The sequence below is a fragment of the Nocardia sp. NPDC006982 genome (assembly GCF_042869435.1).
In the GTDB taxonomy this organism is placed as follows: domain Bacteria; phylum Actinomycetota; class Actinomycetes; order Mycobacteriales; family Mycobacteriaceae; genus Nocardia.
Genome location: NZ_JBIAFV010000009.1, coordinates 233,420 through 245,940, shown reverse-complemented (window position 1 = coordinate 245,940; position 12,521 = coordinate 233,420). Strand labels below are relative to the sequence as shown.

Sequence of the window (12,521 nt, the reverse complement as noted above, 5' to 3'; positions counted from 1 at the left end):
GGGCGCCCGCCGGTCCGATGGCGGATAGGCTGCCCGCATGACGAACACGCTGGGTGCGGTCGGCAAGGCCGACTACGTGCTGCTGACGACCTTCCGCAAGGACGGCACACCGGTCGGCACCGCCGTATGGGCCGCCGAGGACGACGGCAAGCTGTATGTGTGGACCGAAACCAACAGCTGGAAGGTCAAGCGGCTGCGCAAAAATCCGGCCGTCACCCTCCAGCCGTGCAACCCGTCGGGCAAGCCGCGCGGTGATGTCATCGAAGGCACCGGCCGGGTGCTCGATGCCGCCGACACCGAACGGGTGCGCAAGCTGATCAAGAAGAAGTACTGGCTCCTCGGCCCGATTCTGGTCACCGCGAGCAGTATTCGCCGCGGCAAGTCCGGCACCATCGGCCTCGAGATCACCCCGACCGCATAGTCAGGTCGCCTGGCTCACCGAGGACATGTGGAAGTCCGGGATGCGTAAGGGTGGCATGGCGGTTCGGGTGAACCAGTCCTTCCATTCACGGGGGAGGGTGGTCTCGGTGGCGCCGGCTTCGGTGGTGCGGCGGAGCAGGTCGATGGGGCTTTCGTTGAAGCGGAAGTTATTGACCGCCGCAGTGACTTCGCCGTTTTCGACCAGGTAGACGCCGTCGCGGGTGAGACCGGTGAGCAGCAAGGTCGCGGGATCGACCTCGCGGATGTACCAGAGCGTGGTCAGCAGTAGGCCGCGCTCGGTATTCGCGATCATCGAGTCGATACTCGCGCTCGAGCCGCCGGTCAGCAGCAGGTTATCACCGGGAACCGTGGTGGGAGCGTCGAATTCGGCGGCGGTGGCACGTGGGTAGACCAGCGATTCGATGACCCCATCGCGCAGCCAGTCCACGCGACGGGCCGGAAGACCGTTGTCGAAGACCGACAGCGATTCCGAGGACGACGAGGTCACCACGAACGGACGATATTCGAGTCCGCCCGCGCTCGGATCGGAGTAGAGCGTCAATGGAATGTCGCTGAGCCGCTCACCGATTCGAGTGCCGCCCGCCTTTGCGAAGGCGCTGTGCCCTTCGTGCGCGCCCCGACCCTCCATGGACCAGGCCAGGTAGATCATCAGGTCCGCGACCGCCGAGGGCGGCAGCAGGGTTTCGTAGCGACCTGCGGGCAGCTCGACCCGGCGTTTGGACCAATCCAGCCGCCGCGACAATTCGGTCAGCAGTCCGGGTACGTCGACATTGGTGAAATCCGCGCTGCCGACACCGACCCAGGCGCTCGCGAGATCCGCACCCTCGCCGCGCTTTCCGTTGATCTCCACCGAACCGGTGGGCTGCACGAAGCGGCGGCGGATACCGGTAGAGGTGCCGAGCCATGTCGTATGCATCTGGTGGTAGGCGAAACCATAGAGCCGATCGGCGCCGTCGAATCCGCCCGCCAAGTCGCGTGCGAGGTCGGTAAAGACTTCGATCCCAGTGCTGCCCGGTGCGGACGCCCACTCACTCCCGGCGTTCGGCAGACCATCCGAATCCGGAGTCAGCAGCGGCATCGCATCCTTCGCCGGTTCGGCGGTGCGGGCCGCCGCCTCGCTGGCGCGGACCACCTGCTCGATCTCGGCCGGGTCGACGCTGGTGGAGCTGACGCTGCCGACGCGCGCGGAGTTCGGGCCGTCGCGGAAGATCGAAATGATCGCCCAGTCCCTGGAAATCGAGGAACCATTGGTGGTCATCGAGCTGCCCGCCCAGCGCAGCGACGCCTCGTGCGCATCGGTGACGATGACCATCGCCTCGTCCGCATGCGAGAGCGCCAGCGCCTGCTCGACGACCGCACCAGCGGGCATCATCACCTCGATCACTGACCTGCCTCCGTCCGGGTGTTGAGAATGTTGATGCCGCGCACCAGGATCGACGGGCAGCCGTGGCTGACCGCGGCAACCTGGCCGGGTTGCGCCTTACCACAGTTGAACGCGCCGCCGAGGCGCCAAGTGGACGCTCCGCCGACGGCCTCCATCGCACCCCAGAAGTCGGTGGTGGTGGCCTGATAGGCGACATCGCGCAGCTGGCCGTCGAGCTTGCCGTCGCGAATGCGGAAGAACCGCTGGCCGGTGAACTGGAAGTTGTAGCGCTGCATATCGATCGACCACGACTTGTCGCCGACGATATAGATGCCGTTCTCCACCCGGGAGATGAGTTCGGTGGTAGTGGTGTCGTTTTCGGGATCCGGTTGCAGCGAGACATTGGCCATGCGCTGGATCGGTACATGGTGCGGTGAGTCCGCGTAGGAGCAGCCGTTGGAGCGTTCCAGGCCCAGGCGCGGGGCGAAGACACGGTCGAGTTGATAGCCGACCAGAACGCCGTCGCGGACCAGATCCCAGCGCTGTCCGGCGACGCCCTCGTCGTCATAGCCGACCGAGGCCAGACCGTGCACCTCGGTGCGGTCGCCGGTTACGTGCATGATCGGCGTTCCGTACTTCAGCGTGCCGAGCTTGTCCGGGGTTGCGAACGAGGTACCCGCATAGGCGGATTCGTAGCCGATGGCGCGGTCGTATTCGGTGGCGTGGCCGATGGATTCGTGGATGGTCAGCCACAGATTGGTCGGATCGATCACCAGGTCGGTGGGTCCCGCGTCGACGCTGGGCGCCTTCACCTTCTCGGCCAGCCATCCCGGTATCTGCGAGAGTTCCTCGCTCCAGTCCCAGATTCCGTCCGCACCGGTGACGTACTCCCACCCGCGTCCGGCCGGTGCGGCGAGGGTGCGCATGGTCTCGAAGACGCCCGCCGCCGTGTCCACGGTGATCGCCTCCAGTTGCGGGTGCAGGCGAACGCGCTGCTGAGTGATCGCGGAGCCCGCGGTGTCGGCGTAGAAGGTCTGCTCCTTGACCTGCAGCACCGAGGCGGTGACGTGATCGACGCCGTCGGCGGCGGACAGGCGGCCCGAATAATCCTGCAGCACAGCGACCTTGTCGGCGGTCGGCACCGTGAACGGGTCCAGGTCGTAGGCCGAAACCCAGTGCACATTGTCGTATCGCGGCTCGTCGGCGAGTTCGACGCGCTCACGATTGAGCGCGCGCAGGGTCGTCGCCACCGTGACCGCCCGCCGCGCCACCTCGGCCGCGGTTTCGGGAGTGAGCGCGGCATGCGAGGCGAAACCCCAGGTGCCGTCGACGATCACGCGCACGGCGAAGCCGAGGTCGGTGGCATTGCTGATCGCCTCGACCCGGCCGTCGCGCAGCCGGATCGACTGGGTGACCAACCGATGCACTCGCAGATCGGCATGCTGCGCGCCCGCCGCTCGCGCCGCCGACAGTGCGGCGTCGGCGAGCGTGTGCAGTGGTAACGCAAGGAACTCGGCGTCCACATCTTTGGAAGTCGCGATGCTCACCCGCTCCAACCTAGCCGGTCGGGCCGGCGAGCGCCGCTCCCGCTGCGCTGACGCAGACCTTGTAGACATGCATCGACTGCAATGCCGCACGATATGCCAAGCGGCGCAGTTCTAGACCATGGCCGAAGGGGTGGCGGCGACGAGACCGCCGTCGATGAGCAGGTCCTGGCCGTTGATGTACGACGCCTCGTCCGAGGCGAGAAAGGCGACCGCGGCGGCGACATCCTCCGCGGTGCCGATGCGTCCCGCGGCCACCGTGCCGACGGCGGCGGCCTGCACTTCCGGCGATGCTTCGGCATAGAACGCGGGAGTGCCGGTGTAACCCGGGCTGACCGAGTTGACCCGGATGCGCCTGGGTGCCAGTTCGGCCGCCAGCGTCCGTGCCAGGTTGTGCACCGCCGCCTTGGTCGCCGAATAGAGTGCCGCGCCGGGCCCACCGCGATGCAGCGCGAATGATGCGTTGATCACGATCACGCCGCCAGCGACCAGCAGGGGAAGGGTCTGTTGGATGGTGAAGAACGCGGCCTTGAAGTTGATATCGACCACCCGGTAGAACTCGACCTCGGTGACATCGCCGACCGCCTGGAACGCCCCGACACCCGCATTGGCGAAAACGATGTCGAGGCGTCCGTATAGGTCCCGGACCGCGGCCGTCAACGCGTTCAGATCGGCGAGATTCGCTGCGTCACCAGGGATTCCGAGGACGCGATCGCCGTCGTTCAACTCTTCGACCGCGGCGTCCAGACGGGACTTGTCACGCCCGGTGATGACAACCCGCCCGCCCTCGTCGAGCAACCTGCGCGCGGTGGCCAACCCCATACCGCTGGTTCCGCCGGTGATCAGCGCGATCTTGTCCTCGAATCGGGAATTGCTCGCCATGGCACGACCTCTCATACAGTTGGATAGTTCAAGAACATATGAACAGTTCGACTGTATGTCAACAATCGAGCTATTCTGGTCGGTGTGATGACGGCACATCCCGAGCGGGACCGGATCGAGTTGGCGAATGTGTTCGCCGCATTGGGAAATCCATTGCGCCTGCAGATCGTTCGCGTCCTCGCGGATGGGGCGGAGCACACCTGCGGTTCGATCGTCGACGGTGTGCCCAAATCCAATCTGACGCACCACTATCGGGTGCTGCGCGATGCGGGGATCATCTGGCAGCGGCCGTCCGGACGGGAAACCTTGCAGTCGTTACGCCGCGACGATCTCGATGCGCGGTTCCCGGGTTTGCTGGATTCGGTGATCGATGCAGCCCGCCGGGAGCAGTCGCACGCGACCCGAACTTGATCACGGTTTGGCCGCATGGCGCGCGCGAAAGTCGTGGTTACCGTACCCAAGTCGGGTTATGCCGTACTGTGCCCGCGTGCCGCCATCCGCCCTCCGCGATCGCAAACGAGAACGTACCCGCCGTGCCCTCCTCGAGGCAGCCGTCGAGCTTTTCGAGAACAGAGGCTATGAGGAGACCACGGTGGCCGATATCGCCGCCGCGGCCGAGGTCGGCACCCGGACTTTCTTCAACTACTTTGCCAGCAAGGAAGAGTTGCTCTTCCCGGAACAGGACGAGCGGGTGCGCGCCGCGGTGGCTGCCATTGCGAGCCGTCGGCCCGGCGAGCGGCCCGTGGAGGTGCTGCTGCGCGCGTTGCGAGCGGCGGGCGACAATCCGGGCGAACACCTCGTCGATGATCTGAGTGCGCGCATTGCCGCACTGCGCGCACAGGTTTCGCGCACCGTGCCCGCGGTGAGCGGGCGGGCCGCGCATGCGCAGTTGGTCGCGCAGCGCGAGATCGCGCGACAGTTGCATATGGCGTTTCCCGCCGAATTGGACGATGTCGGCGCCGCCGCATTGGTCGGTGCCGTGGTCGGTGCGGTTTCCGGTGCGTTGACGGTGCTGTTCCAGAGTCCGGTGGCGGGAGTGGACGGCGAGCGGCTGCATCGCCAGATCCACGAAACGACCTCACGGGTGCTGCAGCCCTGGCTCGCCTCGAATTCGAAGATGCATGTCGGACCCGTGCACTGATCGCCTCAGCCGAATTGCTGCCAGCCCAAACGGATCACCATGCCGATGACGACGACCAGCAGTACGACGCGCACGAACTCCGCGCCCTTGCGTAATGCCATGTGCGAGCCGATGATCGCGCCCGCCACATTGCCGACCGCCATGGCCGCGCCCAGCGCGAACATGATGTGGCCGGTGACACCGAAGTAGAGCAGCGCACCGAAATTGGACCCGCAGTTGATCACCTTCGCCATCGCGGCCGCGCGCACGAATTCGGTGCCGAGCAGGGTGGCGAAGGTAATGATCAGGAAGGTGCCCGTGCCGGGGCCGAGCAGTCCGTCGTAGAAGCCGATCAATCCGGCAGCCAGGGCGATCACGAGCACGAACTTGCGCCGGGTCGGCGGGTGCGTGGCCAGGGTGATGCCGATTGATGGGCGAAGCGTGACGAAGACGGCGACGCCGACCAGCACGACCATCACGATCGGGATGAACAGGTCGCGATCGATGAGTGACACCGCCGCCGCACCGGTCGCCGCGGTGACCGCCGCGATCGCCGCGGCGGGCAGCAGCGTGCGCCACTGTATGGGAACTTTGCGCGCGAATGTCATCACCGATGCGCTGGTGCCCGCGACCGCGGCGAGCTTGTTGGTGCCGAGTGCGGTTTGTGGCGTGATGCCTGGTGCGACGAGGAACAGTGTCGGCAGGATGATCAATCCGCCGCCGCCGACCACCGCATCCACCCAGCCCGCGGCGGTCGCGGCTGTTAACAAGGCCGCCCAGTCTGCAAAATCCACCCGGCCAGCCAACCAGATGGTTGGATCGGGCCCGCCCGCACCTAGGCTGATATTCGTGCGCCGGTTCAGTCTGTGGCTTCGCGGCAAGCCCCTCATCTCGGATTCGATGCTGGCCGCCGCCCTGCTGCTGCTCGAGATTCTCGGGGTCGGCAATTCCGACAGCAAGCTGGCATACCTGGGAATCGGAGTGTTGTTGCCGGTACCGGTCGCGTTTCGCCGGCTCTATCCGCGGGCTATGGCGGCCGCGATGCTCGGACTCTCGATCGCCTCGACGCTGGTGAGCTACGCGTCCGAGGACAAGGCCGACCATATCGCGCTGTTCGGGCTCGGCATCATGCTGTACACGCTGGTCGCGTATGTCGGTCGCAAGGAAGGAGTTTGGTACGCGCTCGGCCTTATCGCCGACTGCACCAGCTCATTTCTGTTGCTGCACAAGCCGGCCGGTTCGGATCTGATCTTCACCGCGATGTTCTATGCGCTGTGCTGGACACTGGCCGAGTTCATCGGCGCGCGCCACGCCTACGACCAAGAGGTGGCGGCGCGGCTCGCGGTCGCCGACTACGACCGGGAACGTCGCGCGCACGATGCCGTCTCCGCCGAACGCACCCGCATCGCCCGCGAACTACACGACGTCGTCGCCCACGCGGTGAGCGTGATCATCGTGCAGGCCGACGGCGCGAAGTACGCGCTGCGGCGCGATCCGGACGCGGCCGAGCGTGCATTGACCACGATCGCGAGCACCGGCCGCGAGGCCCTGCGGGAATTGCGCCGAACCGTGGCGCTGCTGCGTATCGAGCACGCCCCGGATCAGTTGCCGCAGCACGGAACCGCGGGTCTGGCGAAGGTGGTCGAGATGATGCGCGACACCGGACTCGCGGTCGAACTCGAAATGACCGGTGAACTCGACGATATCGCCCCCGAGGTGAGTCTCGGCATGCATCGCATCGTGGCCGAATCACTGACCAACACGCTCCGGCACGCGGGTTCGCATCCCAAGGCATGGGTGCGGGTGCAGCGCCGCGAAACCGATGTGGTCATCGAAGTCACCGATACCGGCGGAGTTCCGGTGCAGGAACAGGCCGCGAGCCCGATCGTCGGCGGCGGCATGGGACTGGTCGGCATGCGCGAACGCATCGCCGTACTCAGCGGCACGCTGGAAGCGGGCCGCACCTCCGATGGCGCCTGGCGGGTACACGCGACCATCCCGCTGGTGCGCGGCAACGAAAACGGTTAGCCGCAGGCTTCTTTCGAGCCGTGCGCCCGGTGCGGAAAACACGCTGGACGGGGCCGATAGATTAGGGACGTGCCGATTACCGTTCTCGTTGTCGACGATCAGGAACTCATGCGTATGGGGTTGAAGATGGTGCTCGGTGCGCACCCGGACATCGAGGTGATCGGAGAGGCCGAGAACGGCGCCGCCGCGATATCCCGGGCCAAGGAGTTGCGGCCGGATGTGGTGCTGATGGATGTGCGGATGCCGGTCGTCGACGGGGTATCCGCCACGCAACGCATCGTCGAGGCCGGTGACGGCTGCAAGGTGCTCGTGATGACGACCTTCGACCTCGATGAACACGCATTGGGCGCGCTGCGAGCGGGTGCGAGCGGATTCCTGTTGAAGGACACGCCGCCCGAGGATCTGGTCTCGGCGATCCGGAGTGTGGCGGGCGGTGATGCGGTGGTTTCGCCGAAGGTGACCAAGCGACTGCTGGACCGGCTCATCGCCGACGACCCGGGTGGTATGCGGGATCCGGCGGTGCTCGAGGTGCTGACCGCGCGTGAGCGTGAGGTGCTGGAGCAGATCGCGGCAGGGCGGTCCAATGCCGAGATCGCCGAGCAGTTGTACCTGTCCGAGGCCACCGTGAAGACGCATGTCGGGCGGGTGCTGACGAAACTCGGTCTGCGCGACCGGGTTCAAGCCGTCGTGCTGGCCTACGAGACGGGGTTGGTGCGACCCGGCGGGTGAGATCTCAGCGACCTATCAGGCTGGATCGGGAGAAAATTCGGACCGTGCGACGTTGAACCGGGTAGATCGTCCGAAAGGATCGCCATGCCCGCCGTACTGTTCGTGCTCTACGTCATCGTCGAGATCGCTGCGCTGATCGGCGTCGGCCAGCTCATCGGTGTGATGCCGACCATCCTGCTGCTCATCGCCGGGTCCGCCGCGGGCATGCTGCTCATCGGCTCCCAAGGCCGTCGCGTCTTCGAACAATTCCGACGCGCCGGACGCGGGGAGATCAACCCGGGCACCGCGGTCGCGGACGGCGCGCTCGTCGCTGCGGGCGGGTTCCTGATGTTCATCCCGGGCCTGGTCACCTCGTTGTTCGGGCTGCTCCTGCTGCTGCCGCCGACCCGCTTCCTGGTCCGTCCGCTGGTCGCCGCGTTCGCCGCGCGCCGTTTCAGCCGTCTGGCCGCCGCGATGCCGTATCGCGGCGTGATCATCGATGGTGACGATGTGGTCGACGGCGCGGTCGTCAGCGAGTGGTATGACGACCCTCGGCCCTCGACTCGCCCGGCTCTTCCGTAGCGATTGCTTGCAGGTCGCTCGAAAGTGTGAGCCCGCTGATCGGGTTCACGTCTGGCCGCTTCCGCAAACCGTGCCATCTATCACCCTCGTGCCCATTTCGTAAGACGAGTCAAAGGACTAGGGTGGCCGGATGGCGACCGAAGAGCTCACCGTCACGGTGAGTGAGGAGCTGGCAGCGGCGGTGCGGCAGGCCGCGGCGGCTGCGGGACAGTCGATTTCCGGATTCACGGCTGCGGCACTGCGGCTGGAACTGATCGCGGTGGAGGCGGGTATGCGAGCCGCACCCGGCGGCGCGCCGCCGAGATACGCGGAGGTCATGGCAGTGCTCGCACAACCGGCGGACGTTTCGTCACCGACCATTTAGCGCGGCCTGCAAGCAGCCGCTACGGAGCGGAGGCTGTCCGACTCGACGGACTGAAACACCCATGCGGCAGACTGGTCTCTCGTGAGTACCCAGTTGCTGATCGGCGGTCGTTTCTACAGTTCGAGTTCACCCGACGCGACGGCAATGGCCGTGACCGACGGCACCGTGGTGTGGCTGGGCGCCGAGCAACCGGGACGCGCGCTGCATCCGAATGCGGAGATCATCGACCTCGACGGTGCTTTCGTGGCACCGGCATTCGTCGATCCGCACGTGCATGTGACGGCGCTGGGCTTGAAACTGACCGGCCTCGATCTGTCGGTGGCGCGTTCACTCGAACACTGCCTGGAACTGCTGCGCGCGTTCGCGGCGTCGCATCCCGACGGCGCGATTCTCGGTGACGGCTGGGACGAGACCGGATGGCCGGAACGTCGGCCACCGACGATGGAGGAGGTCGACGCGGCGGTGCAGCCGGGGCGGCGGGTCTATCTGTCACGGGTGGACGCGCATTCGGCGGTGGTGTCGTCGGGGTTGTTGACTGCGGAAGTCACCGCCGCGGCAGGTTTCACCCCCGGTGCGCCTCTGCGCGCCGACGCGCACCATCTGGTGCGCACCGCGGTTCTCTCGGGATTGGATCGTGCACAACGGGATCGGGCACGCAAGGCCGCACTGGATACGGCGGCCGCGCACGGTGTCGTGGCGGTGCACGAATGCGGGGGACCGGAGATCGCCGGGCGCACCGATATTCGTGAGTTACTCGACTTCGAGCACGGTGTGGAAGTCCGGGCCTATTGGGGTGAGGCGGTGCACACCGCGGACGAGGCGCGGGCATTGGTCGCCGAACTCGGGGTGCACGCGCTCGGCGGCGATCTGTTCGTGGACGGCTCGATCGGCTCGCGCAGCGCCCGGTTGCGCGCGCCTTACGCCGATGACGCCGGAACCGGTCTCGGCTACCTCGACGCCGAGACGATCGCCGCACATGTGCGCGCCTGCACCGAGGCGGGCATTCAAGCCGGATTCCACGTCATCGGTGATGCTGCGATGGATGCTGTCGTCGCCGGATTCGGACAGGTGGTCGACGAACTCGGCGGGCCGGCCGTCGCATCCCGCGCGCACCGCGTCGAGCATGCGGAGATGATCGATGCCGATCAGATCGCGAAACTGGCCGCCTGGGGCGTAATCGCCAGTGTCCAACCGGGTTTCGACGCGACCTGGGGCGGCCCGGACGGCATGTACGCCACCCGCCTCGGCTCCGAACGCGCCGCCACCCTGAATCCCTTCGCGGCCATGGCCGCGGCGGGCATCGCCCTCGCCATCGGCTCGGACGCGCCGGTAACCGCCCTCGATCCCTGGTCGGCGGTCCGCGCCGCGGTCAACCACCGCACCCCCGGCCACGGTCTCTCCCCTCGTGCCGCCTTTGCCGCTGCCACCCGGGGGGCCTGGCGCGCGGGCGGAATCCGCGACGGCGTCGCGGGCACCTTGGTCCCGGGAGCTCCCGCCTCCTACGTGATCTGGGACGCCGCCGACCTCGTCGTCGCAGCAGCCGCCGATACCGTCCAGCGCTGGTCCACCGATCCGCGCTCCCGAGTCCCCGGCCTACCCCCGCTCGACCCTGACGCGTCCCTGCCCACCTGCCTGCGCACCGTCCACCGCGGAGTCACTATCCATGAAGCCTGAAACACCCGGCGCGGCTCTGCGCCGCGTGGCGGTCGCGCTCGGTCGGTATCCGGTGCTGGGTCGGTCGGTCGCGGCGGTGCTGTCGGGGTTGTTGATTTTCGGGAGTTTTCCGCCGCGGCCGTTCTGGTTTCTTGCGCCTATCGGGATCGTGGTGCTGACGCTGACCATACGGGGCGCTGCGCGGATGCGTGGGGGGTTCGGGTACGGGTTCCTGGCGGGGCTGGCGTTCTTCGTGCCGCTGTTGCCGTGGACCGGGATCTACGTCGGGCCGGTGCCGTGGCTCGCGTTGTCGACGGTGTGTGCCTTATATATAGGACTGTTCGGGCTACTGGCGCGGTTGTTGTTTTCGCTGCCGGGATGGCCGGTGTGGGTGGCGTTGACGTGGACGGCCACCGAGTGGCTGCGATCGAGCTTTCCGTTCGGCGGATTCCCGTGGGGGCGTTTGGCGTTCGGCCAGGCCGACGGGTGGTACCTTTCGCTGGCCATGGTAGGGGGCGCGCCGCTCATCGGATTCGCGGTGGCGCTCACCGGAACCGCGGCGGCGGCAGTGCTGGTGTACGTGTGGACTCGCGTGACGGTCGTGCCGACAGACGATCGGTCGCCCACCGAGTCTGGTCGTACCACCGCGACCCGCATCGGAATTATCGCCGCAGCGGCGACTTTGGTTACCATCCCGGTCACCGGAGCGATCCTGCGGACCGCGCTGCCCGGCCCCGAGGAGGGCGACCGGACGATCACGGTCGCCGCCATCCAGGGCAGCGTGCCGCGGCTCGGGCTGGACTTCAATGCCCAGCGACGCGCTGTACTCGACAACCATGTCCGGCGCACCGAGGAATTGGCTCGAGCAGTCGCGCAGGGGCAGGCGCGCAAGCCGGACGTGGTGATCTGGCCGGAGAACTCATCGGATATCGACCCACTGCGCAATGCCGACGCGGCCGCGGAGATCACCGAGGCGTCCGAGCAGATCGGTGCGCCGATACTCGTCGGCGCTGTACTGGTGAACGGCGATCGCACGACGACGAACTCGGTCATCGTCTGGAACGGTGCGGCCGGTCCGGGGGAGCGGCACGACAAGAAGATCATCCAGCCGTTTGGTGAATACCTGCCGATGCGCAGCTTCTTCCGACTGTTCTCCGAGTACGCCGACCGCGCCGGATACTTCGTCCCGGGCCACGGCGACGGCACTGTCCGTGCCGACCCTTTCGAACGACCGGCAAGCAGTCGCTACGGCGGCATCGATATCGGCGTCGCGACCTGCTACGAGGTCGCCTTCGACCGCGCCTTCCGCGATTCCATGCACGCGGGCGCGCAATTGCTGACCGTGCCCACCAACAACGCCACCTTCGGCGACAGCGAGATGACCTATCAGCAGCTGGCCATGTCTCGGGTCCGTGCCGTCGAACACGGCCGCGCCCTCGTGGTCGCCGCCACCTCCGGTGTCAGCGCGATCATCACCGCGGACGGCACAGTCCAGCAGCAGACACCCAAGTTCGTACCCGCCGCGCTGGTCGCCGAACTGCCGTTGCGGAGCACCAGGACACTTGCGACCCGATTCGGCGCCGAAGCGGAACTGCTCTCGGTTATCCTGTCCGGTGCTGCCGTCGTGGTGGCGGTTATCCGGCGGCGAAAGACCCGCGGTAGGTACGTGAACGACCAGGCCACCATGGACCAGCCGGTCGGCTGAGCTCGCCAGATCGGTTGAGCGCGACGAATAAGGCATTCCCCTAACCAAACAACGGTATGTTTCGGGGCTCGAAACCATCTTTCGGTCTGCCCTGAGCGTTAGCGTGTAGTTCGCCAGATTGCAACAGGGCT

The 12,521-nt window shown here is 66.7% G+C and carries 13 protein-coding genes; 9 read left to right on the top strand and 4 right to left on the bottom strand.

Features of this window, described 5'->3' with window-relative positions; translation table 11 throughout:
* The first annotated feature begins 37 nt into the window (after positions 1-37).
* Positions 38-421, top strand: a complete 384-nt coding sequence (locus ACFYOW_RS31735) for a PPOX class F420-dependent oxidoreductase (protein WP_387293749.1) — start codon at positions 38-40, stop codon at positions 419-421.
* Here the strand turns inward: ACFYOW_RS31735 and ACFYOW_RS31730 are convergent, their stop codons facing one another.
* The 3 genes from ACFYOW_RS31730 to ACFYOW_RS31720 form a co-directional block, all read right to left on the bottom strand.
* On the bottom strand, positions 422-1,813 hold the full coding sequence (locus tag ACFYOW_RS31730; protein ID WP_387293818.1) for a metallopeptidase TldD-related protein: 1,392 nt from the start codon (positions 1,811-1,813) through the stop codon (positions 422-424). It lies immediately after the preceding gene.
* 8 nt (positions 1,814-1,821) lie between these two features.
* Positions 1,822-3,351 (bottom strand): TldD/PmbA family protein, encoded by a 1,530-nt coding sequence (locus ACFYOW_RS31725; protein ID WP_387293748.1) that lies wholly within the window; start codon positions 3,349-3,351, stop codon positions 1,822-1,824.
* Positions 3,352-3,462: 111 nt separating this feature from the next.
* A complete protein-coding gene (locus ACFYOW_RS31720) occupies positions 3,463-4,230 on the bottom strand; it encodes a glucose 1-dehydrogenase (RefSeq protein ID WP_387293747.1) in 768 nt (255 codons plus the stop codon).
* Positions 4,231-4,317: 87 nt separating this feature from the next.
* Here ACFYOW_RS31720 and ACFYOW_RS31715 point away from each other — a divergent pair, with 87 nt between their 5' ends.
* Positions 4,318-4,641, top strand: a complete 324-nt coding sequence (locus tag ACFYOW_RS31715) for an ArsR/SmtB family transcription factor (protein WP_387293746.1) — start codon at positions 4,318-4,320, stop codon at positions 4,639-4,641.
* 76 nt (positions 4,642-4,717) lie between these two features.
* Complete coding sequence (locus tag ACFYOW_RS31710) at positions 4,718-5,371, top strand: TetR/AcrR family transcriptional regulator (protein WP_387293745.1); 654 nt, start codon at positions 4,718-4,720, stop codon at positions 5,369-5,371.
* A gap of 5 nt (positions 5,372-5,376) precedes the next feature.
* Here ACFYOW_RS31710 and ACFYOW_RS31705 read toward each other — a convergent pair whose 3' ends face one another.
* Positions 5,377-6,144: a TSUP family transporter gene (locus tag ACFYOW_RS31705; protein ID WP_387293744.1), complete on the bottom strand. Its 768-nt coding sequence runs from the start codon at positions 6,142-6,144 to the stop codon at positions 5,377-5,379.
* A gap of 55 nt (positions 6,145-6,199) precedes the next feature.
* Here ACFYOW_RS31705 and ACFYOW_RS31700 point away from each other — a divergent pair, with 55 nt between their 5' ends.
* The 6 genes from ACFYOW_RS31700 (at position 6,200) to lnt (ending at position 12,390) form a co-directional block, all read left to right on the top strand.
* Complete coding sequence (locus ACFYOW_RS31700; RefSeq protein WP_387293743.1) at positions 6,200-7,378, top strand: sensor histidine kinase; 1,179 nt, start codon at positions 6,200-6,202, stop codon at positions 7,376-7,378.
* Between the two features lie 69 nt (positions 7,379-7,447).
* Complete coding sequence (locus tag ACFYOW_RS31695; RefSeq protein WP_040691387.1) at positions 7,448-8,107, top strand: response regulator transcription factor; 660 nt, start codon at positions 7,448-7,450, stop codon at positions 8,105-8,107.
* An 84-nt stretch (positions 8,108-8,191) separates the two neighbouring features.
* A complete protein-coding gene (locus ACFYOW_RS31690; RefSeq protein ID WP_387293742.1) occupies positions 8,192-8,668 on the top strand; it encodes an FxsA family protein in 477 nt (158 codons plus the stop codon).
* Between the two features lie 130 nt (positions 8,669-8,798).
* Positions 8,799-9,032: a hypothetical protein gene (locus ACFYOW_RS31685; protein ID WP_387293741.1), complete on the top strand. Its 234-nt coding sequence runs from the start codon at positions 8,799-8,801 to the stop codon at positions 9,030-9,032.
* An 81-nt stretch (positions 9,033-9,113) separates the two neighbouring features.
* Positions 9,114-10,706, top strand: coding sequence for an amidohydrolase (locus ACFYOW_RS31680; protein ID WP_387293740.1), 1,593 nt, complete (start codon positions 9,114-9,116; stop codon positions 10,704-10,706).
* Positions 10,696-12,390 (top strand): apolipoprotein N-acyltransferase, encoded by a 1,695-nt coding sequence (gene lnt, locus ACFYOW_RS31675; RefSeq protein ID WP_387293739.1) that lies wholly within the window; start codon positions 10,696-10,698, stop codon positions 12,388-12,390. The genes ACFYOW_RS31680 and lnt overlap by 11 nt, the downstream gene beginning before the upstream one ends.
* Positions 12,391-12,521: the final 131 nt, after the last annotated feature.

Coding starts and splice junctions, on each gene's coding strand:
- ACFYOW_RS31690 (WP_387293742.1), top strand. CDS start 8,192: ATGCCCGCCGTACTGTTCGTGCTCTACGTCATCGTCGAGATCGCTGCG.
- ACFYOW_RS31685 (WP_387293741.1), top strand. CDS start 8,799: ATGGCGACCGAAGAGCTCACCGTCACGGTGAGTGAGGAGCTGGCAGCG.
- lnt (WP_387293739.1), top strand. CDS start 10,696: ATGAAGCCTGAAACACCCGGCGCGGCTCTGCGCCGCGTGGCGGTCGCG.
- ACFYOW_RS31715 (WP_387293746.1), top strand. CDS start 4,318: ATGACGGCACATCCCGAGCGGGACCGGATCGAGTTGGCGAATGTGTTC.
- ACFYOW_RS31720 (WP_387293747.1), bottom strand. CDS start 4,230: ATGGCGAGCAATTCCCGATTCGAGGACAAGATCGCGCTGATCACCGGC.
- ACFYOW_RS31730 (WP_387293818.1), bottom strand. CDS start 1,813: ATGATGCCCGCTGGTGCGGTCGTCGAGCAGGCGCTGGCGCTCTCGCAT.
- ACFYOW_RS31735 (WP_387293749.1), top strand. CDS start 38: ATGACGAACACGCTGGGTGCGGTCGGCAAGGCCGACTACGTGCTGCTG.